This window comes from Paenibacillus xylanexedens (assembly GCF_017874615.1).
In the GTDB taxonomy this organism is placed as follows: domain Bacteria; phylum Bacillota; class Bacilli; order Paenibacillales; family Paenibacillaceae; genus Paenibacillus; species Paenibacillus xylanexedens.
In genome coordinates, this window is sequence record NZ_JAGIKV010000033.1 from 35,180 (window position 1) to 55,250 (window position 20,071).

Consider the following 20,071-nt stretch of genomic DNA (forward strand, 5'->3'; position numbering starts at 1 on the left):
CCTTAACCAATTCCTGTAATCTAGGTTACGCCCACTCCGGCCGAAGCCGGAGCAAGACGTGAGCCTGATGAAAAACGCCGGTCATCATGCGCTCGAAGCGGTTTATTCCGCTCCGACCTCTGTACCCTCAAGGTTGAGGCTGAGCTTATCGCTCGCAGCGTCATCTTCATCGTCCATTTCTCTCATTTCAATCTCTTGCTCATCTTCACTCAAAATCTTAACGTCCATACCCAAGCTTTGCAGCTCTTTGATCAATACTTTGAATGATTCAGGAACACCTGGTTCCGGAACATTCTCACCTTTGACAATGGATTCATACGTTTTAACCCGACCAACAACGTCATCGGATTTAACAGTCAAGATTTCTTGCAGTGTATAAGCAGCACCGTATGCCTCAAGCGCCCATACTTCCATCTCCCCGAAACGCTGTCCACCAAATTGGGCTTTACCACCCAATGGCTGTTGCGTAACAAGTGAGTAAGGACCCGTGGAACGGGCATGGATTTTATCATCAACCATGTGTGCCAATTTGATCATGTGCATGACACCTACGGTAACTTCACGTTCAAACTCTTCACCTGTACGACCATCATACAGGACAGTTTTACCATTACGTTGCATACCTGCTTCTTCCATCGTATCGAAGACGTCATACTCCTTCGCTCCGTCGAATACAGGAGTTGCTACGTGAATACCCAGTTGCATCGCCGCCATACCCAAGTGAACCTCGAGTACTTGACCGATATTCATCCGGGAAGGTACGCCCAGTGGGTTAAGAACGATCTGAACCGGTGTACCGTCTGGCAGGAAAGGCATATCTTCTTCCGGCAAGATGCGGGCCACGACCCCTTTGTTACCGTGACGTCCAGCCATTTTATCACCCTCGGAAATTTTCCGTTTTTGAGCGATATATACACGAACGAGTTGGTTAACACCTGGAGGCAGCTCATCACCGTTTTCGCGGGTAAATACTTTCACGTCTACTACGATACCGTCAGTACCATGTGGTACACGCAAGGAAGTATCACGTACTTCACGTGCTTTCTCACCAAAGATCGCATGCAAGAGACGTTCTTCTGCTGTAAGCTCTGTTACACCCTTAGGTGTTACTTTACCAACCAGAATGTCGCCAGCACTGATCTCAGCACCGATGCGGATAATACCGCGCTCATCCAAGTTACGCAACGCTTCTTCCCCAACGTTAGGGATGTCACGTGTGATCTCTTCAGGTCCAAGCTTGGTATCACGTGCTTCTGACTCATACTCCTCGATATGGATGGATGTGTATACATCTTCCTTAACGAGTTTTTCACTGAGCAAGATCGCATCCTCGTAGTTGTAACCTTCCCAAGTCATGAAGGCAACAACAACGTTACGTCCCAGAGCCAATTCACCCATTTCCGTTGAAGGACCATCAGCGAGGATATCGCCAGCTTTGACAGCAGCACCTCTTTTGACAATCGGACGCTGGTTAATGCATGTTCCTTGGTTCGAACGCATAAATTTGTGTAATTTATATTTAACGATATCGCCTTTGACTTCCTGACCATCCACTTCTTCAACACGACGGACCCAAATTTCGTTCGCAGAAGAACGTTCGATAATTCCGTCATAATCGGAGATAATACATACACCAGAATCTTTTGCAGCTTTGTGCTCCATACCTGTCCCTACAAGTGGTGCTTTAGGAATCAAGAGTGGAACCGCCTGCCGCTGCATGTTTGATCCCATGAGTGCACGGTTGGAGTCATCGTTCTCAAGGAACGGGATCAGCGCTGTCGCGACGGATACAACCTGTTTAGGAGATACGTCCATGTAGTCAACTCGCTCACTCGGCATCGTAAGGATGTTATCCGACTGTTTGTTGTAACGTACAATGATCGCTTCTTCTTCAAATGTACCGTCTTCGTTCAACTTTGCGTTCGCTTGCGCGATAACATAGTTGTCCTCTTCGTCCGCTGTCAGGTAATCAATTTGCTCGGTTACAATACCTGTCTTCGGATCAACCCAACGATATGGAGCTTCAATGAAGCCATATTCATTCACACGAGCAAACGTAGACAAGGAGTTGATCAAACCGATGTTTGGTCCCTCTGGCGTCTCGATTGGACACATACGACCATAGTGGGATGGATGGACGTCACGCACTTCCATACCTGCGCGCTCACGCGTCAAACCACCGGGTCCGAGTGCGGACAAACGACGTTTATGTGTCAACTCACCCAGCGGGTTCGTTTGATCCATAAACTGTGACAACTGAGAGCTACCAAAGAACTCTTTAATCGATGCAATCACAGGACGTATGTTAATCAAAGCCTGTGGTGTAATTACGTTAGCATCCTGAATGGACATTCTCTCACGAACCACACGCTCCATACGGGACAAACCGATACGGAACTGGTTCTGCAGGAGTTCACCCACCGAACGCAAACGACGGTTACCCAGATGATCGATATCATCCGTGCTACCAATTCCCTGCAGAAGGTTAAGGAAATAACTGATGGACGAAATGATATCCGCCGGTGTCACGTTTTTAACGGACTTGTCAATGATTCCATTGGCAATCAGTTTGACTACTTTACCATCTTCTGTTGGTGAAAATACATCGATCGTTTGCATAGGAACATCATTAGCATCCAGAACACCGTTACCCACGTGATACGTGCGGAAACCAACGCTCTTCTCAAGATACGGCATGATTTCATCCAACAAGCGACGATCCACCATTTGACCTGCTTCAGCAATAATCTCACCTGTTTCAGCGTCAACAAGTGATTCAGCCAAACGCTGGTTAAACAAACGGTTTTTGATGTGAAGCTTTTTGTTCATTTTGTAACGACCTACATTAGCCAGGTCATAACGTTTTGGATCAAAGAAACGTGCTACGAGCAAGCTTTTCGCATTATCCAGCGTTGGAGGCTCGCCCGGACGAAGACGCTCATAGATCTCAATGAGTGCTTTCTCCGTGGAATCCGTGTTGTCTTTGTCCAGTGTGTTGCGGATATATTCGTCATTACCGAGCAGATCCAGAATCTCAGCATCTGTGCCAAAACCAAGTGAACGCAGGAGAACCGTAACCGGTATTTTACGTGTACGGTCGATCCGGACATAAACAACATCCTTCGCGTCCATCTCCAGTTCCAACCAAGCGCCGCGGTTAGGAATAACTGTAGCGGTATACGTTTTTTTGGCGTTTTTATCTACTTTGGTACTGAAGTAAACGCTAGGAGAGCGAACCAACTGGCTGACAATAACCCGTTCCGCACCATTAATAATAAATGTGCCAGTGTTGGTCATCAGCGGGAAATCTCCCATGAATACTTCCTGCTCTTTGACTTCGCCGGTTTCCTTATTAATGAGCCGGACTTTGACCCGAAGCGGTGCTGCATACGTAACGTCACGCTCTTTCGCGTCGTCTACTGTATACTTCGGTTCACCGAGACTGTAATCGATAAATTCCAAAATCAAGTTACCTGTAAAATCCTGGATCGGCGAGATATCCTGGAACATTTCGCGCAACCCTTCCTCCAAAAACCAATCATAGGATTTTTGTTGGATTTCAATCAGGTTCGGAACTTCGAGTATCTCGTTAATTCGTGCATAACTGCGCCGAGTGCGTCGACCATATTGAACAAGATGTCCTGCCAACTTAAACTCACCCCTCAATGTCTACTCACTTTAAAAATTTCGTTGCGAACCTCTGTTTGTAACCTTATAATGGTACACATACAGAGCAAAGCAATGCATCCACAAATAAAGAAAAGCCCTTACTCGAAATGTCGTTCGAAAAAAGAGCAACTTTGATCGGCGGATGTCTTTCCAAATCATTCTTATCCCCAGTTTGCCCAAAATGTACATATTATACGCCAAACGTAGGCATAATAAGCCCGTTCGGCGTAAAAAAAGGTTGACATTTTTAGTTAGCTAAAGCCAAGTAGGGCATCTTAATACTGACATTTTACAATAATACCACGACCTGAATTTCAAGTCAATAGTCCTATTGCAAAAAAAATGATCCCCTGCTTACTTTACAAACTCGGATTCAGCTTTTAGTAGATACCTCTTCCGATTTCACCGCTTTGAAAATCCGATAGCCCTTATCCTTCGTCACTTCTTCCACTCTTCCAAACAAAGATTCCAATTTCGCTTTCGCTGACGGAGCTCCTTGTTTCTTCTGAATGACAATCCACAACGAACCGCCTACCTTCAGATGGCGATGTGCCTGTTCGAAAATAGTATGAACCGTCTCTTTCCCAGCCCGTATAGGCGGGTTGGTTAGGATAACGTCAAAATCTTGCTTTTTCACTTCAGCCAGTAGATTACTTTGCAATACCGTAACATTGTTAATTCCGTTCGCTTTTGCATTTTCCCTGGAAAGTTCAACGGCTCTCTCGTTGATATCGATCATGGTGACATGCCCATCCGGTACAAGTTTGGCTGCTGTAAGACCCATTGGCCCGTATCCACAGCCCACATCGAGAACATGAGCCCCTGATGGCAACTCTATCGCATCAATCAATACTCTGCTGCCATAATCGATTCCGTTTTTGGAAAACACACCGGCATCCGTCACGAATCGCAGACTGAATCCGCGAAGAACCGCTTCAGTTGCTCTGCGATCATGCGCCACTTGCGGTTTGTCCGAATAATAATGATTGGACATGCCCTCACTCACTTTCCATTTACAATTACAGCAACAAACCCCTTGATATAAGTCAAGGGGTTTGTTGTTTTGTTCATTTAGCTTGTAATAGCTAAATTATTTAACTTCAACTGAAGCGCCTGCTTCTTCAAGCTTAGCTTTAACCGCTTCTGCTTCTTCTTTAGCAACTTTTTCTTTCAATGCTTTTGGAGCGTTGTCAACCAATTCTTTTGCTTCTTTCAGGCCAAGACCTGTGATTTCGCGAACTGCTTTGATAACGTTGATTTTGGAAGCACCAGCGCTAGTCAAGATTACGTCGAACTCGGATTGCTCAGCTTCAGCAGAAGCTACTGCACCTGCAGCAGCTACTGGAGCTGCAGCAGTTACGCCGAATTCTTCTTCGATTGCTTTAACAAGATCGTTCAATTCCAGTACAGTCATGCCTTTGATTGCTTCCAAGATTTGCTCTTTACTCATGAGTGAACCTCCATATATAATATTATTTTTTTTAATTCATTTGCCGCCTAAGCAGCATTCAGATCAAGTTGCTTACGCGCCTTGTTCTTCTTTTTCTGCAACTGCTTTAACCGCAAGCGCGAAGTTGCGCACTGGCGCTTGAAGCACGCTGAGGAGCATGGAGAGGAGTCCATCGCGGGATGGCAGTTCTGCCAATGCCTTAACTTCTTCTACTCCGATTACGCGACCTTCTACGACTGCACCTTTCAATTCCAGTGCATCGTTCTTTTTCGCGAAGTCGTTCAGAATTTTAGCTGGAGCCACAACGTCATCTACGCTGAATGCAATTGCAGTAGGACCTGTAAGAACACTATCGAGTTCTGTCAGTTCTGCTGCTGCAGCTGCACGGCGAAGCAACGAGTTTTTCAGCACTTGGAATTCGATCCCTGCTTCACGAAGTTGCTTACGCAACTCAGTTACTTGGGCAACGTTCAATCCGCGATAGTCAACAACAACAGTTGTAACGCTCTCGCGCAATTTTGCTGTTACTGCATCAACGGATTCTTGTTTTGCTTGAATCACTTTTGCGTTTGCCAATCTGTACACCTCCTGATCAAATTTATCCCATTAAGAAAAGCCTCCGTAGAATCACGAAGGCTTGATATATACTCATCATCGATTTGCATCGTTCTAAGTTCTATAATCACACCTCGGCAGGAAATTAAGCCAAACGGCACCTACTGTCTACGGCAAGCATATTCAAATGTCAACGGTCAGTCACTCGGACTCACAACTTTTATATCTTATCAAAAACAGGACAAGCCTGTCAAGAGATATTATCTAAAAGCTGCTGCGTTCACGCGTGCGCCAGGGCCCATCGTGGAAGAAAGACTAACATTCTTCAGATAAACACCTTTTGCTGCCGCTGGTTTAGCACGATTCAGAGCTTCCATGAGAGCTTTGAAGTTCTCATTAAGTTGCTCAGAAGAGAAAGAAGCTTTACCAATCGGTGCATGAATTTGACCTGCACGATCCAGACGATATTCGATTTTACCGGCTTTAATTTCTTGAACAGCCTTAGTTACATCGAAAGTTACCGTTCCGGCTTTAGGGTTAGGCATCAGACCTTTACCGCCGAGCAGTCGGCCCAATTTACCTACTTCACTCATCATATCTGGTGTCGCTACGCAGACGTCGAATTCGAACCAGCCTTGTTGGATTTTGTTGATCATGTCTGCATCACCAACATAGTCCGCGCCAGCCGCTTCCGCTTCTTTCGCTTTGTCACCTTTTGCAAATACCAATACGCGTTGTGTTTTACCTGTGCCGTGTGGCAAGACAACAACACCACGTACAGCCTGGTCTTGCTTACGAGGGTCTACACCCAAACGAACTGCTGCTTCGATTGTTTCATCGAATTTTGCAGTAGCTGCCTTTTTCACAAGCTCTACAGCTTCTGAAGGCTCGTAAGTTGCTTCGCTGTCAATCAGCTTAGCAGCTTCCAGGTATTTTTTACCGTGTTTAGCCATGTTTTATTCCTCCTTTGTGGTGTTAGCGGATATACCTCCCACATCAACCGGTCGCGAATCGACCGGTTTTACGAAGCCATGTTTCTTATGAAAATTAGTCTTCGATGGTGATACCCATGCTGCGGGCAGTACCTTCGACCATACGCATAGCGGACTCAACGTCTGCTGCATTCAGGTCAGGCATTTTTGTTTCTGCGATTTGACGAACCGCATCACGTTTAACAGTAGCAACTTTTTTCTTGTTCGGTTCGCCGGATCCTTTTTCAACTTTAGCTGCCACTTTCAACAGAACTGCTGCTGGTGGAGTTTTAGTGATGAAAGTAAAGGAACGGTCCTCGAATACAGAAATTTCAACTGGAATAATCAATCCCGCTTGATCAGCTGTACGAGCGTTGAATTCTTTACAGAATGCCATGATGTTGACACCTGCTTGACCCAAAGCTGGACCTACTGGTGGTGCTGGGTTTGCTTTACCTGCTGGAATCTGCAGTTTTACCATTTTAATAACTTTTTTCGCCATGATTGACACCTCCTTGCAAAATAGTGGTTAACGGGTTTTTCAACCCTCCCACAAGAAACTTGAAGAGACTATATCTTCTCCACTTGCGTGTATTCCAACTCAAGCGGCGTTTCCCGTCCAAACATGTTCACGTGCACTTTCAACTTGCTTTTGTCTACCAAAATTTCTTCCACGGAGCCTACGAAATTCGCAAAAGGACCGACTTTAATACGCACGGATTCCTTAAGATCGAACTCAATTTTCGGCTTCGGTTCAACCATTCCCATGTGCTTCAGAATTTGTTCCACTTCTTCAGGCAACAATGCAGTTGGTTTGGACCCAGAACCTGTCGAACCGACAAATCCTGTAACCCCTGGTGTGTTGCGAACAACATACCAAGAATCATCCGTCTGTACCATTTCCACCAAGACATAACCAGGGTAAACTTTACGCATAACGGTTTTTTTCTTACCGTCCTTGTTTACCACTTCTTCTTCCATAGGAACAAGAACGCGGAATATCTTGTCTTCCATGCCCATAGACTCTACGCGTTTTTCCAAATTGGCTTTGACCTTGTTCTCATACCCTGAATAGGTATGAACGACGTACCATCTTTTTTCCATATCAAGCCACCGGAACCCTTCTTAAATAATCGCTTCGATCACAAAGGAGATGCCAATGTCAATGACCCAAAAAAACAGCGTCATAACCACAACAGTACCAAGTACGATCAATGTGTAGTTGGTCAGCTCTTTACGATTAGGCCAGCGAACTTTTTTAAGTTCAGCCCAGCTTTCTGAGAAAAAGGAAATCAGAGATTTGAAACTTCGTTTCACGCCGACACCTCCAAAAACTATCTGGTTTCGCGATGAGAAGTCTGCTCGTTACAAAACTTGCAAAATTTCTTCATCTCCATGCGGTCGGGGTGATTACGCTTGTTTTTTGTCGTAGTGTAATTTCTTTGTTTGCAGTTAGTACAAGCCAAAGTAATAATTACCCGCATGATGTACACCTCCCGAAGACTTCCACATTCAAGCAGAGTCTCTAAATTGATCCTGAAAAAAAGCCATAAATTTAGGCCTACCTAAAACACTTTATCACAAGGGTATAACCATGTCAATGAAAGATTAGTCTTTCATTCATTGGGTATTACTTCCGTACAACGTACATTCGTTTCTCATCTCTGTTTTTCTCTTCTCCTGCTTGGACCGAGCGATTACTAGTATAAACATTCTAAGATTTTATAAACTTGAGACACTAAAAAAAGACTCAAACACCGAGCCTTTTCCGTCAACGACAACATGTGTTTAATTATCTCGAACTTCCAGGTACTTTTCAAGTTTGCGCTTGACGCGCTGAAGTGCATTATCAATGGACTTCACATGTCTGTCCAAATCTACTGCAATCTCTTGATAAGATCTCCCGTCCAGATACAACATCAATACTTTACGTTCCAGATCACTCAGAATCTCGGACATTTTATCTTCCAGGCCCACAAACTCTTCCTGATTGATGATAAGTTCTTCCGGATCACTGACCTGGGTTCCACAAATCACATCGAGTAACGTACGATCAGACTCTTCGTCATAAATAGGCTTGTCCAGAGATACATAAGAATTAAGCGGAATATGCTTCTGACGTGTTGCTGTCTTAATCGCCGTGATGATCTGTCTTGTAATACACAGTTCGGCAAAAGCCTTGAACGAAGCCAGCTTGTCCCCTTTGAAATCTCGAATGGATTTGTAGAGGCCAATCATTCCTTCTTGAATAATATCTTCCCGGTCTGCCCCAATCAGAAAATAAGATCTTGCCTTGGCGCGTACAAAGTTACGATATTTGTTAATTAGAAACTCTAACGCTTCGCTTTCGCCTTCACGGAAAGCTTCGACAATGTCTTCGTCACTTTGGTAATCATACTTAGATAACATGATATCTTTGAGGTCGACACTCACAGACAATCCCTCCGGCTGCAACGCAAGGTACCCCGTTACTCTACTCTATGAAATATAGGATCAGTATATATGATGGTACCTCACACCGTCAACCACGCTCTGCCTAAAAAAGAACATCAATAACATAAATGTCAAGAGTTTCAATATTCTAAATTTTGTAAAAACGTGCTGTTATTCCCGGCGCCATCGCTCAAACTCTTTCAATACATCGGGACTTAACTTACCCCCGATTGTGTTACGCGTGGTCTTCGCCTGATCTTCTTCCAGTCGTTTTTTTAATTCTTTTTCGTTCTGCTCAACTTCAATTAGCAACTCCCTTGCAGATACGCGTAGCGCTCCCTGTCCAAAAATGACATGTTGCTCTACCATATCGCTCGTAGCCACATAGATTTGGCGTCTTCGCATGCTTAGTTCCCGAACGAGTCTTTCAATGCATTCGTCTGCCGTCTCTTTTTCCTTTGTAAAATAGATCTGCACTTTGCTCTGAGTAAAGGATTTACCGAGTCCAGGCACGAGGTAGGCGTCAAACACAACAATGACTCGACGGCCGGAGAAAGCCTGGTAGTCTGCAAGACGAAAGAGAAGCCTGTTGCGCGCCTCTTCCAGCCCACTTTCCGCCAGCTTGGTTAATTCCGGCCAGTCACCAATCATGTTGTACCCGTCTACAAGAAGCACATCACGGGAATCAGCCATACCTTCTATTCCTGCGCTTGACGCGAGCGGAGCACTTCGTACATGACAACCCCGGCTGCCACGGAAGCATTCAGGGAATTAATCTGACCTTGCATTGGTAGTTTGATCAGCACATCGCATTTCTCACGAATAAGTCGTCCCATTCCCTTGTTCTCATTTCCGATTACCAATGCCACAGGGCCAGTAAAGACTCCATTACCAAAGACACCTTCGTGAGCGGTGACATCTGTCCCTACAACCCATACACCTTCCTCTTTGAGGCGATCAATGGTCTGACCAAGATTACTTACACGAGCCACTGGCACGTACTCCACAGCGCCTGCTGATGTTTTGGATACTGTCACGGTTACCGCTGCCGAGCGACGTTTGGGTACAATGACGCCATGCGCACCCGTGCAATCTGCTGTCCGCAAAATTGACCCCAGGTTATGAGGATCTTCAATCTCATCCAGCAGAATCAGGAAAGGATGCTCATTCTTCGCTTTTGCTGCGGCAAGAATGTCTTCTACCTCCACATAAGCGTAAGGTGCTGCTTGAGCAACTACCCCCTGATGCTGAATGCCTGGTACCGTTTGATCCAGTTTACGCTTGTCCACGTGTTGAATGACAATACCTAGTTTTTTAGCTTCCGAGATAATAGGTTGAGTCAGATGTTTCTGTGCTGTATCGGCAATCCATATTTTATTAATGGTCCGGCCTGAACGCAGCGCCTCCGTCACGGAGTGTTTACCGGCGATCCATTCTTCTTCCATCGTTGTTCGATCCTCTCTGTAATGCATTGTTTTGTTGAATTTTCTATTTTTTTGTCGGCGATGGCGATTGTTGTTCCGCGTGCTCAATGCCAAGCCCGATCAGTTCAATCATGCGATCATGATGACCACTGCTATAGAGGTAACCAATGAGACATTCAAAAGCCGTAGCATGTCTGTACTCCAACACATCTGCATTTTTGGGCACACTACCCGACTTGGCATTCCGCCCTTGCCGGACGATATCCCGTTCTTCCTCTGTCAGTTCATCCTCAATCGTTGTAAGTATGCGGCTCTGTGCCTTCGCTGATACCAACCCGGTTGCACTACGGTGCAAATGATTGGGACGCATGTTGGCCTTCGACAACAGATATTGACGAACAGCTACCTCATATACCGCATCACCAATATAGGCCAGTGCAATAGGTGGAATCAACCTCGCAGGTCTGGAAGGAGGATAAGGGAACCATCCTCCCTCTGTGACCTGCTCCTGTTGTTTTGGTGTATTTGGATGTCCTTCGCTCATTTGCGCCGCCATCTCATGCCCTGCGCCGTATCTTCAAGCAGAATGCCACGTGCAGACAATTCATCGCGAATTTCATCCGCTCTTGCCCAGTTTTTGGACTTGCGCGCTTCTACACGCTCTTCAATCAGACGTTCTACTTCCTCATCCAGAAGTTCTGGCTCTGCGTCAGTATAAATGCGCAGTACAGCATTCAATTCACTGAACAACTCGAGGAGCGCGCGAATGTCTGCCGCATTAACTACTTCTTGCTGCAACAGTTGGTTGGCTTCCCCTGCCCACTCAAACATAGCAGTAATTGCATCAGGAGTATTGAAATCATCCTGCATCTTCTCGTGATACTGCTGACGAATTTGGTCGAGTCTTGCCGCAAACTCTGCTGTGATATCCTGATCAACAGTTACTGCATTCAGACGATGGTTCAGGTTACCTACCGCATTCGCAATCCGGTCCACACTGTTCTGTGCCTGCTCCATCGTATCATCCGTGAAGTTCAATGGGTTGCGATAGTGGGTAGACAACATGAAATAACGAATCGCTTCGCGTTTATATTGATTCCGCAAGTCTTTAACCAGAACACCATTACCGAGTGATTTCGACATCTTCTCGTTATCAATCCGGATGAATCCATTATGCATCCAGTAGTTCGCAAGTGGTTTACCTGTTAATACCTCGGATTGGGCGCATTCGCACTCATGGTGCGGAAACTGCAAATCCTGTCCACCCCCGTGAATGTCCAGTGTATCCCCAAGGTACTCCCTAGCCATGGCGGAGCATTCAATATGCCAGCCTGGTCGACCATCGCCCCAAGGACTGGACCAGTAGATCTCACCTGGTTTGGCAGCCTTCCAGAGCACAAAATCTTCCGGATGCTCTTTGCGCTCGTCCACACCCACACGGATTCCAAATTGCAGTTCCTGCAGGTTTTGTTTCGAAAGTTTGCCATATTCGCTGAATTTGCCTGTGCGATAATAGACGTCACCGCCATTTTCATACGCAAATCCTTTTTCAACCAGCTCACGGATAAAATCAATGATCAGCGGCATGTTTTCCGTCACTCTCGGATTGCTGCTTGCCTTGGGAATACCCAATCCTTCAAGGTCTTCATAATAGGCAGCAATAAATTTCTCAGCCACGTGAGGAACGTCTGTTCCAAGTTGTTCTGCTTTGCGAATCAGCTTATCATCCACATCCGTGAAGTTCACCACATAGTTCACATCATGTCCTGTCTGTTCCAGGTATCCACGAACCGTGTCGAAAAAGATAACCGGGCGTGCATTCCCGATATGAATGTAGTCATATACCGTTGGTCCGCAGACATACATTTTCACTTTCCCTGGCTCTTGGGGAACAAATTCCTCTTTGGTACGACTCATCGTATTATAAATCTGAAGCGTCATGGTCACTTATCCTTTCATCCTATACTGCCTTTATTTATTGTATCACGTATCACGCACAGTCTCATTTTCACGAGCATTTTGCAGTGTACGTACTTCTTCCTGCAATCGTTCGAGTTCTTTTTGCATACCGCGCAAGGAGTCAACGACCGGATCGGGCAATTGCTGACTGAGGCGATCTACCCGTCGGCCATCCTGTTTAACAATTCTGCCCGGTATACCTACCACGGTACTATTGGAAGGGACCTCCTTAAGCACAACGGAGTTCGCACCAATGTTACATTGATCCCCCACGCTAAATGAACCCAGCACCTTGGCTCCGGATGAGATAACCACATTATTACCAATGGTCGGATGTCTCTTCCCTTTTTCTTTCCCCGTTCCGCCCAGGGTAACCCCCTGATAGATAACGACATCATCGCCAATCTCACATGTTTCTCCAATAACGACGCCCATTCCGTGGTCAATAAACAACCGATTTCCGATCGTAGCTCCAGGATGTATCTCGATTCCTGTCATAAAACGGCTAACCTGCGAAATGAATCGGGCAACCGAGAACCATCTTCGCTTGTATAAAAAATGAGCGATCCGGTGTGCCCATATCGCATGCAGCCCTGAGTAGGTGAATACCACCTCAAACCAACCTCGGGCCGCCGGATCGTTTTCAAACACCGCCTGGATATCTGATCTGATCTTCTTGAACATGCTCGTTCCCCTCTTGTTCAGGTTCCCGTCCTCCGGCTTACCGGACGGCGCGTTCCTTGGTAGTGTACTGCACACTCGCCTAAACAAAAAAAAGCCCCTGCAGCATTTAGCTGCAGAGGCGTTTATCGCGGTCCCACTCTGCTCGGTCCATTCTTAAATAGAATGAGCCCTCAAGCGGTTTGGTAACGGAAACCAATCGTCACAACCTATCCTAACGTTTTCCCTTGTCATGATCGACAAAGGCGGGGCCGGATTCGGCTGTGCAGCTCACGGGCGCATTTCGGCTGATGGACAATGGATGGTTCACAGCCACCGCAACCAAAGAAATCTTTCTTTGCTGCGGGACCATCCTCTCTGAATCTGTCCGGGTCAGTCTACTCCTCCCGATCTTTGCTGTTCTATTAGATAAATCATATCAATTATTCGTTGTGTTGTTATTATAGCGAAAAGGCCTCAGACTGACAACAGCCTCCTACGTAATCAGTACTTCATAGTACTTCATAGGACTGTGTTCAGATTCCAGATAAACGGAATGTCTTCGACTATGATTATTTTACTTGTGCAAGCAAACGTTCGATCACCGTATCACGACCCAAAAGTACGATCGTTTGGTTCAGATCCCGTCCATGCGTCTGTCCAGTCAAGGCTACACGAATTGGCATAAAGAGCTGTTTGCCCTTAAAGCCGGTTTCTTTCTGTACTTCCTTGATCAATGCAGCCATTTTGCTTGGAGTAAACTCTTCGCTCGCCTGTACTTTATCCGCAAATGCCTTCAGTACGGTTGGCACCTGCTCCTCCGCAAGCACTGCTTCTCCTTCACTTTCAAGCTCCAGATTGGAACGGAAGAAAACTTCCGACAATTCGACAATATCAGAGGCAGAATTCATCTGCTCCTGGTACAGGTGTACCAGAGTATAAGCCCATTCTTTTTGTTCAGCAGACAGCTCGGAAGAAATACGTCCAGCCTTTTGCAGATGCGGAATGGCCATTTCGGCAATACGTTCTGGGTCAGCATGTTTGATATAGTGGTTGTTCAAGTGAGCCAGCTTGTGGGTATCAAATACTGCCGGGCTCTTGGACAGACGTTTCGTATCAAAAATGGAGATCAGTTGCTCTTGCGAGAAGATCTCTTCTTCCCCTTCCGGCGACCAGCCGAGTAAGGAAATGAAGTTAAACATCGCTTCAGGCAAATAGCCGAGCTGATCATACTGCTCAATAAACTGAATAACGGATTCATCCCGTTTACTCAGCTTCTTGTGATTTTCATTCACGATCAGCGTCATATGACCGAATTGCGGTGGCTCCCAGCCAAGCGCTTCATAGATCATCAGTTGACGTGGCGTGTTCGAGATGTGATCTTCCCCACGCAGGACGTGGGAGATCTTCATCAAGTGATCATCCACAGCAACGGCATAGTTGTATGTGGGAATGCCGTCTTTTTTCACAATGACGAAGTCACCGGATTCCTTGCTGTTGAACGAGATTGTGCCTTTAACCATATCATCAAACGTATATGTGCGCTCTTCCGGCACACGGAAACGAATACTCGCTACGCGGCCTTCCGCTTCAAACGCACTAATTTGCTCTGGAGTCAGGTCACGGTGTTTGCCAGAATAACGCGGCGTTTCTCCACGTGCGGACTGTTCCTCGCGCTCTTGCTCCAATTCTTCTTCCGTGCAGAAGCAACGGTAAGCCAGACCTTTATCCAGCAATTCCTGCGTATATTTACGATAGAGGTCCAGACGTTCCGTTTGACGGTATGGTCCGTATTCTCCGCCCACGTCAATACTTTCGTCCCACTCAATTCCGAGCCATTTCAGGTATTTCAGTTGGCTTTCTTCACCACCGGCAATATTCCGTTTCACGTCCGTATCTTCAATACGAATAATGAATTTACCGTTATTATGTTTGGCATATAAATAGTTAAACAACGCCGTACGGGCATTCCCGATATGAAGATGTCCCGTTGGGCTCGGCGCGTAACGCACACGAATATCCGTGCTCATATGATCCCCTCCGTCACTAATTGATTGATGATATCACACACGTACAAGGCAAACAACGGATTGAGCGGCAATGCCCTCTCCCCGTCCCGGGAATCCCAGTTGCTCTGTCGTTGTTGCTTTCACGTTCACCTGTGTTACATCCGCTTCCAGTGCTTTGGCAATAACCTCAGCCATCTGTGGGATATAAAGAGCCATCTTTGGCTTCTGGGCAATAATCGTTGAATCGATATTCCCTAGCTTATACCCGCGATCCTTCACAAGCTGCCATACATGCTCCAGCAACTTCAAGCTGTCAGCATCTTTGAATTCCGGATCGGTATCCGGGAAGTGCTTGCCAATATCCCCAAGTGCCAGCGCACCCAAAATGGCATCACTAATCGCGTGCAACAGCACGTCTGCGTCCGAGTGACCCAGCAGTCCTTTTTCATAAGGAATCGTTACTCCGCCAATAATACACGGGCGTCCCTCTACCAGCTGATGTACATCAAATCCCTGTCCTACACGTATCATCGCTTCTTCTCTCCCCCCAGCAAAAACGCAGCATATTGCAAATCTTCCGGCGTTGTTAATTTGATATTGGTATAATTGCCTTCTACAACCTTGACCGACATTCCCTGACGTTCAGCCAGCATGGCATCATCTGTTCCCAGAAATCCGTCCTGCTCAGCTGATTCGTAGGCGGAGAGCAGGGAAGAAAGACGAAAAGCCTGCGGGGTTTGAATGCTCCACAGACTGCTGCGGTCTGGCGTCGCCGTAACGACCCCTTCCGCATTCACTTGTTTGATCGTATCCTTCACGGGAACGGCCAGTACAGCTCCTCCACCACCGGATATGGCGGCCGCCATGCATCCCTTGATCTGCTCATGGTTCACAAAAGGACGTACCCCGTCGTGAACGAGAACCCAATCCGTCCCAAGTGCCTCAAGGCCTTTATGGACAGAATGTTGTCTCTCTTTCCCTCCGGGGATAACACGGACACGTGAATCCAGTTGGTATTCTTTTACCCAATCCTGGCAGCGTTCAACATCTGCGGTTCCTGTGACCAGCACCATCTCGCGGATCTCGTCCAGCGCAGCAAATACCTCAAGCGTATGTATGAAAACGGGCTTGTCCTGCAGCAACAGAAACTGTTTGCTCTCGGTCGTCCCCATCCGGGTTCCGCGACCTGCTGCCACAATGACAACGCCCCACCCTTTATCCATGCCGCAATCCCTGCCTTGTCTGTCAGTTTATCGTCCAAAGATATACAATATCATTCAACGATACACTACCCATCATACCGCTTTATTGGGCTTTTTCCAACAGTTTCGGCTTGGCAAAAATCATTCGTCCCGCTGAAGTCTGCAACACACTGGTCACCAGCACTTCCATCATCATGCCGATATACTCGCGTCCGCCTTCCACAACGATCATTGTGCCATCATCCAGATAGGCTACACCTTGACCATGCTCCTTGCCATCCTTGATGATCTGCACCATGATCTCCTCACCTGGCAGAACAACTGGCTTAACCGCATTGGCAAGATCATTAATGTTCAACACAGATACACCCTGGAGTTCGCACACTTTGTTCAGGTTAAAGTCATTGGTGACCACTTTGCCCTGAAGCACTTTAGCCAGTTTAACCAGTTTGCTGTCCACCTCGGAGATTTCCTCAAAATCCCCCTCGTAGATCAGAACTTTTACATCAAGTTCCTTCTGGATTTTGTTCAAAATGTCCAGTCCACGCCGTCCTCTGTTCCGCTTGAGCAGATCCGATGAATCAGCAATGTGCTGTAACTCCTCCAGAACAAATTCCGGAATTACGATCGTGCCTTCAATAAATCCAGTTTTGCATATATCAGCGATACGCCCATCGATAATAACACTGGTATCCAGAATTTTATGTTCTTCCATCCGTCTGTCCTCGTCCACCTCGGGATGACCCCATCGTCCAGTCATCCAGAAGGCCCCCAGATCGTCTTTCTTCGCCATGGCAAGGGCATAACCGGAATAAGCACTAATCACCGTCAGCGCCACTTGCAGCACTTCTCCTGCCGTCCCCATCCATCCCACAACAGGGTAGATCAACAAGGCCACGAGCAATCCTGCAACGGTACCTGCAGCACCTGCAGCCAATTCGTTCATAGGTACTTTTGCCAATGAATCAATTCCACTATGCAGCCTGTCTGCCATCAATGTTCCACCAATATTACATACAGCCATAAACATTACAGCTCCCAGCAGTGTCGATATACCAGCTCCCAGTAATCCTGCTGACTGAATCCACTCCGCCATCCATGGGACCGATTTTCCTGCCAGATGATATGCCGTGTAGCCGAACCATGCACCGCACAATCCTGTAAAAGTTAAAATGCCTTTTTTCCACATTAGTCCCTGCACCTCCTTCAATGTATCTCGAACTTTATATCCAGTATGATCCAATTCCTAGATTGCTAATCCCATCTGGAAGAACTTTTTGGAAATGTTGCAATCGTCAGTTGAAAGTAGGTAAATTATTGGCATATAATGAATTCAATTCATATCCCGAGGTGAGTGGCAAAATGAGTACGCTAAGTTTACAGGCTTTCCAGGATCAAGTTTCTGAACTGTTGTTGCGTCATCGCAGCCTGATTGATGTACTGTCCAAAACGGGACAAGCCGGAGCGTCTGTTAACCGTGCCGTGTCCAAAGCCATTACCGAATGCGGCTGCATCGAGCTGCACGCCACCAAGCAGAAATATGCCCCGGAGAGCGATATCGCTCAAACCAAGGGCCTGCTGGAAACGCATGTGGAAGGTGAGTTGTGTGAGAACTGCAGAGAGGTCATCAGCTCTGAGCTAGGGCGGAACCTGTTCTACATGTCGGCTCTCTGCAATCTGCTGGACATTAACATGGAAGAGGTCGTAAATCACGAATCACAGAAGTGTTCAACGTTAGGGATGTTTAATCTGTCGTAAGAAGATATGTATGTCGTCCGTAAGGGTTTCTTTTACCGTAAATAGATCTGAATAAACAAAAAGCACGCATTCTCCAGTTCAGGAGAGTACGTGCTTTCTTTGTATAGTGTCTGTCCCCAAGGCGACTTAACGATCGGAAGGACGGGAAGATTTCTCATCCTTGCGCTTTTTCGCCCGACTACGCGAGGCCGCTGTTCGCACATTATGCTTCATTCCATACAAGGCGTATAACACCAGCGGAATAAAGATCAATTTGGATAACTGCTCCGGGAAAATAACGGCTACAGCTATGGCAAATAACACAACCCATGGTGCAATCCAGATTGCCTTGCGTGGCAAACCAACCTTTTTGAAATTGGGATATTTAAGCGAACTCACCATCAGATACGATAACAGCAATGTAGCAATCATCATACTAACCGGGCCAATATCCTTATTGAACAAGGACAGTGTGGCCAGTACCCCGCCGGCTGCCGGTATCGGCAGACCTGTGAAGTATCCAGGAATACCCGGACGAACATTAAACCGAGCAAGACGAATGGCTCCACAGATCGGAAAAGCCGCTGTTGCAATCCAGGCGAGGATCGGCATCGAATCTTGAAATGAAACCATAAATATGATCAGGGCTGGTGCTGCACCAAAGGAAACCATGTCAGACAAGGAATCCAGTTCCTTGCCGAATTCACTTTGAGCATTGAGTGCACGTGCCACTCGGCCATCCAAACCATCCAGCAGCATCGCTACAATGACCATAATGGCAGCCAAACTGTAATTTCCATCAATCGCAAGCAAAATTGCCATCATTCCAAGAAACAGATTACCCAGGGTAAAGAGATTCGGAATGAATCTGGTTAGCATCGTTGTTTCACCTCATCCATTTCAAGCCTTTATATAGGCAAACCCTTACATCTGTCTGTCGATAAACATCTGCTCCTGCAAACGTTTGAGGCCTTCCTTAATGGTCCGGGCACGAACTTCACCAATACCATCCACTTCGTCCAGTTCTTCAATTGTAGCCATAATAACATGAGGCAATTGTTCGAATTGATCCACCAGATTATGGATAATGACATTGGGCAGGCGGGGGATCTTATTTAATACCCGGAATCCACGAGGGGCAACCGAATCCTCTGAAGTAGCCGCTGATGAAGGATAGCCGAGCAGACGGACAATATGATGTGCATCCAGCAGCTCATCGTCCGACAATCTTTTCAGTCCCACGATAATTTCACGGATTTTGTCATCACTGTCGTCACGGGCATAGTCTTTATACAATAACCAGGCTTCTTCTTCCGTTGTACCCACGAGTTCTTCCATTTGCATGGAAATGAGTCGTCCCTCATTCCCGAGTTCATGAATGTATCGTTTGATTTCCGTTTTAATCCGCATCACCATTTCGGTACGCTGAATCACATTAACCACTTCAGGAATCGTCACCAGCTCCTCAAATTCAGAGGCACTCAGATTCGTAAGGGACTGTGTTAATACCGCTTTGTATTTCTCCAGGGTTTGAATCGCTTGATTCGCTTTGGTCAAAATAACCCCGATTTCCTTGAGGGAATAACGAAGTGTTCCCTGATACAAAGTAATGATATTCCGGCGCTGTGATATGGATACGACCAATTTACCCGTTTGCTTCGCTACGCGCTCTGCCGTCCGGTGACGAATCCCCGTCTCTGATGAAGAGATCGAAGAGTCCGGGATTAACTGGGTATTGGCGTAAAGAATACGCTTCAAATCTTCGCTAAGAATAATGGCACCATCCATCTTGGCGAGTTCGTACAGATAGTTCGAGGAGAAATCACAGTTTATCGAGAATCCCCCATCCACCACTTCCATTACTTCAGGGCTGTATCCTACAACAAGCAGTGCGCCCGTCTTGGCGCGCAGCACATTTTCCAGACCTTCGCGGAAAGGTGTACCTGGTGCGATCAGCCTTAACAATTCATTCATATTATCCAGTTGGCTCATATCTTTCATC

Annotated in this window: 22 protein-coding genes and 1 other annotated feature; of the genes, 1 reads left to right on the plus strand and 21 read right to left on the minus strand. The window is 46.6% G+C overall.

Going from position 1 to position 20,071, the window contains the following annotated elements:
* Window positions 1-102: 102 nt before the first annotated feature.
* From rpoB to J2Z28_RS28455, 19 genes are all read right to left on the minus strand, one after another.
* Complete coding sequence (rpoB, locus tag J2Z28_RS28365) at window positions 103-3,648, minus strand: DNA-directed RNA polymerase subunit beta (protein ID WP_017692067.1); 3,546 nt, start codon at window positions 3,646-3,648, stop codon at window positions 103-105.
* Between the two features lie 394 nt (window positions 3,649-4,042).
* On the minus strand, window positions 4,043-4,663 hold the full coding sequence (locus J2Z28_RS28370) for a class I SAM-dependent methyltransferase (protein ID WP_036607169.1): 621 nt from the start codon (window positions 4,661-4,663) through the stop codon (window positions 4,043-4,045).
* Window positions 4,664-4,759: 96 nt separating this feature from the next.
* Window positions 4,760-5,119: a 50S ribosomal protein L7/L12 gene (gene rplL, locus J2Z28_RS28375; protein ID WP_017692065.1), complete on the minus strand. Its 360-nt coding sequence runs from the start codon at window positions 5,117-5,119 to the stop codon at window positions 4,760-4,762.
* Between the two features lie 72 nt (window positions 5,120-5,191).
* Entirely contained in the window at window positions 5,192-5,695 is a 504-nt protein-coding gene (rplJ, locus tag J2Z28_RS28380) for a 50S ribosomal protein L10 (protein WP_017692064.1), read from the minus strand.
* A gap of 24 nt (window positions 5,696-5,719) precedes the next feature.
* Window positions 5,720-5,866 (minus strand) — a sequence feature (ribosomal protein L10 leader region).
* Window positions 5,867-5,934: 68 nt separating this feature from the next.
* A complete protein-coding gene (rplA, locus tag J2Z28_RS28385; protein WP_017692063.1) occupies window positions 5,935-6,627 on the minus strand; it encodes a 50S ribosomal protein L1 in 693 nt (230 codons plus the stop codon).
* A gap of 94 nt (window positions 6,628-6,721) precedes the next feature.
* A complete protein-coding gene (rplK, locus tag J2Z28_RS28390; RefSeq protein ID WP_017692062.1) occupies window positions 6,722-7,147 on the minus strand; it encodes a 50S ribosomal protein L11 in 426 nt (141 codons plus the stop codon).
* Between the two features lie 68 nt (window positions 7,148-7,215).
* Window positions 7,216-7,749, minus strand: a complete 534-nt coding sequence (gene nusG, locus J2Z28_RS28395) for a transcription termination/antitermination protein NusG (RefSeq protein ID WP_017692061.1) — start codon at window positions 7,747-7,749, stop codon at window positions 7,216-7,218.
* Between the two features lie 21 nt (window positions 7,750-7,770).
* Window positions 7,771-7,962, minus strand: coding sequence for a preprotein translocase subunit SecE (gene secE, locus J2Z28_RS28400; protein ID WP_017692060.1), 192 nt, complete (start codon window positions 7,960-7,962; stop codon window positions 7,771-7,773).
* A gap of 17 nt (window positions 7,963-7,979) precedes the next feature.
* The gene (gene rpmG, locus J2Z28_RS28405; protein ID WP_072735843.1) at window positions 7,980-8,129 is read right to left on the minus strand and encodes a 50S ribosomal protein L33; all 150 of its coding nucleotides are present in this window, start codon (window positions 8,127-8,129) and stop codon (window positions 7,980-7,982) included.
* A gap of 304 nt (window positions 8,130-8,433) precedes the next feature.
* On the minus strand, window positions 8,434-9,078 hold the full coding sequence (sigH, locus tag J2Z28_RS28410) for an RNA polymerase sporulation sigma factor SigH (protein ID WP_017692059.1): 645 nt from the start codon (window positions 9,076-9,078) through the stop codon (window positions 8,434-8,436).
* A gap of 171 nt (window positions 9,079-9,249) precedes the next feature.
* Entirely contained in the window at window positions 9,250-9,771 is a 522-nt protein-coding gene (locus J2Z28_RS28415; RefSeq protein ID WP_017692058.1) for an NYN domain-containing protein, read from the minus strand.
* Between the two features lie 5 nt (window positions 9,772-9,776).
* Window positions 9,777-10,523 (minus strand): 23S rRNA (guanosine(2251)-2'-O)-methyltransferase RlmB, encoded by a 747-nt coding sequence (rlmB, locus tag J2Z28_RS28420; RefSeq protein WP_017692057.1) that lies wholly within the window; start codon window positions 10,521-10,523, stop codon window positions 9,777-9,779.
* 43 nt (window positions 10,524-10,566) lie between these two features.
* A complete protein-coding gene (locus J2Z28_RS28425) occupies window positions 10,567-11,046 on the minus strand; it encodes a Mini-ribonuclease 3 (RefSeq protein ID WP_017692056.1) in 480 nt (159 codons plus the stop codon).
* Entirely contained in the window at window positions 11,043-12,443 is a 1,401-nt protein-coding gene (cysS, locus tag J2Z28_RS28430; RefSeq protein ID WP_091020524.1) for a cysteine--tRNA ligase, read from the minus strand. Before cysS ends, J2Z28_RS28425 begins: the two co-directional genes overlap by 4 nt.
* Window positions 12,444-12,485: 42 nt before the next feature.
* Entirely contained in the window at window positions 12,486-13,145 is a 660-nt protein-coding gene (gene cysE / locus J2Z28_RS28435) for a serine O-acetyltransferase (protein WP_036607155.1), read from the minus strand.
* A 548-nt stretch (window positions 13,146-13,693) separates the two neighbouring features.
* On the minus strand, window positions 13,694-15,151 hold the full coding sequence (gene gltX, locus J2Z28_RS28440; RefSeq protein ID WP_036607153.1) for a glutamate--tRNA ligase: 1,458 nt from the start codon (window positions 15,149-15,151) through the stop codon (window positions 13,694-13,696).
* 33 nt (window positions 15,152-15,184) lie between these two features.
* Entirely contained in the window at window positions 15,185-15,661 is a 477-nt protein-coding gene (gene ispF, locus J2Z28_RS28445) for a 2-C-methyl-D-erythritol 2,4-cyclodiphosphate synthase (protein WP_211085397.1), read from the minus strand.
* Entirely contained in the window at window positions 15,658-16,353 is a 696-nt protein-coding gene (ispD, locus tag J2Z28_RS28450) for a 2-C-methyl-D-erythritol 4-phosphate cytidylyltransferase (protein ID WP_211085398.1), read from the minus strand. Before ispD ends, ispF begins: the two co-directional genes overlap by 4 nt.
* Window positions 16,354-16,435: 82 nt before the next feature.
* The gene (locus J2Z28_RS28455) at window positions 16,436-17,521 is read right to left on the minus strand and encodes a PIN/TRAM domain-containing protein (RefSeq protein WP_211085399.1); all 1,086 of its coding nucleotides are present in this window, start codon (window positions 17,519-17,521) and stop codon (window positions 16,436-16,438) included.
* 173 nt (window positions 17,522-17,694) lie between these two features.
* Between J2Z28_RS28455 and J2Z28_RS28460 the strand changes: the two genes are divergently transcribed.
* Complete coding sequence (locus tag J2Z28_RS28460) at window positions 17,695-18,090, plus strand: nucleoside triphosphate pyrophosphohydrolase family protein (protein WP_017692049.1); 396 nt, start codon at window positions 17,695-17,697, stop codon at window positions 18,088-18,090.
* A gap of 126 nt (window positions 18,091-18,216) precedes the next feature.
* Here J2Z28_RS28460 and pssA read toward each other — a convergent pair whose 3' ends face one another.
* Together pssA and disA are read right to left on the minus strand one after the other, a co-directional pair.
* The gene (gene pssA / locus J2Z28_RS28465; protein ID WP_017692048.1) at window positions 18,217-18,948 is read right to left on the minus strand and encodes a CDP-diacylglycerol--serine O-phosphatidyltransferase; all 732 of its coding nucleotides are present in this window, start codon (window positions 18,946-18,948) and stop codon (window positions 18,217-18,219) included.
* Between the two features lie 45 nt (window positions 18,949-18,993).
* Window positions 18,994-20,070, minus strand: a complete 1,077-nt coding sequence (gene disA, locus J2Z28_RS28470) for a DNA integrity scanning diadenylate cyclase DisA (protein WP_211085400.1) — start codon at window positions 20,068-20,070, stop codon at window positions 18,994-18,996.
* Window position 20,071: the final 1 nt, after the last annotated feature.

Coding starts and splice junctions, on each gene's coding strand:
- rlmB (WP_017692057.1), bottom strand. CDS start 10,523: ATGGAAGAAGAATGGATCGCCGGTAAACACTCCGTGACGGAGGCGCTG.
- J2Z28_RS28370 (WP_036607169.1), bottom strand. CDS start 4,663: ATGTCCAATCATTATTATTCGGACAAACCGCAAGTGGCGCATGATCGC.
- pssA (WP_017692048.1), bottom strand. CDS start 18,948: ATGCTAACCAGATTCATTCCGAATCTCTTTACCCTGGGTAATCTGTTT.
- rplL (WP_017692065.1), bottom strand. CDS start 5,119: ATGAGTAAAGAGCAAATCTTGGAAGCAATCAAAGGCATGACTGTACTG.
- J2Z28_RS28455 (WP_211085399.1), bottom strand. CDS start 17,521: ATGTGGAAAAAAGGCATTTTAACTTTTACAGGATTGTGCGGTGCATGG.
- cysE (WP_036607155.1), bottom strand. CDS start 13,145: ATGTTCAAGAAGATCAGATCAGATATCCAGGCGGTGTTTGAAAACGAT.
- J2Z28_RS28460 (WP_017692049.1), top strand. CDS start 17,695: ATGAGTACGCTAAGTTTACAGGCTTTCCAGGATCAAGTTTCTGAACTG.
- ispF (WP_211085397.1), bottom strand. CDS start 15,661: ATGATACGTGTAGGACAGGGATTTGATGTACATCAGCTGGTAGAGGGA.
- nusG (WP_017692061.1), bottom strand. CDS start 7,749: ATGGAAAAAAGATGGTACGTCGTTCATACCTATTCAGGGTATGAGAAC.
- rpmG (WP_072735843.1), bottom strand. CDS start 8,129: ATGCGGGTAATTATTACTTTGGCTTGTACTAACTGCAAACAAAGAAAT.
- rplA (WP_017692063.1), bottom strand. CDS start 6,627: ATGGCTAAACACGGTAAAAAATACCTGGAAGCTGCTAAGCTGATTGAC.
- gltX (WP_036607153.1), bottom strand. CDS start 15,151: ATGAGCACGGATATTCGTGTGCGTTACGCGCCGAGCCCAACGGGACAT.
- J2Z28_RS28415 (WP_017692058.1), bottom strand. CDS start 9,771: ATGGCTGATTCCCGTGATGTGCTTCTTGTAGACGGGTACAACATGATT.
- cysS (WP_091020524.1), bottom strand. CDS start 12,443: ATGACGCTTCAGATTTATAATACGATGAGTCGTACCAAAGAGGAATTT.
- rplK (WP_017692062.1), bottom strand. CDS start 7,147: ATGGCGAAAAAAGTTATTAAAATGGTAAAACTGCAGATTCCAGCAGGT.
- J2Z28_RS28425 (WP_017692056.1), bottom strand. CDS start 11,046: ATGAGCGAAGGACATCCAAATACACCAAAACAACAGGAGCAGGTCACA.
- ispD (WP_211085398.1), bottom strand. CDS start 16,353: ATGGATAAAGGGTGGGGCGTTGTCATTGTGGCAGCAGGTCGCGGAACC.
- disA (WP_211085400.1), bottom strand. CDS start 20,070: ATGAAAGATATGAGCCAACTGGATAATATGAATGAATTGTTAAGGCTG.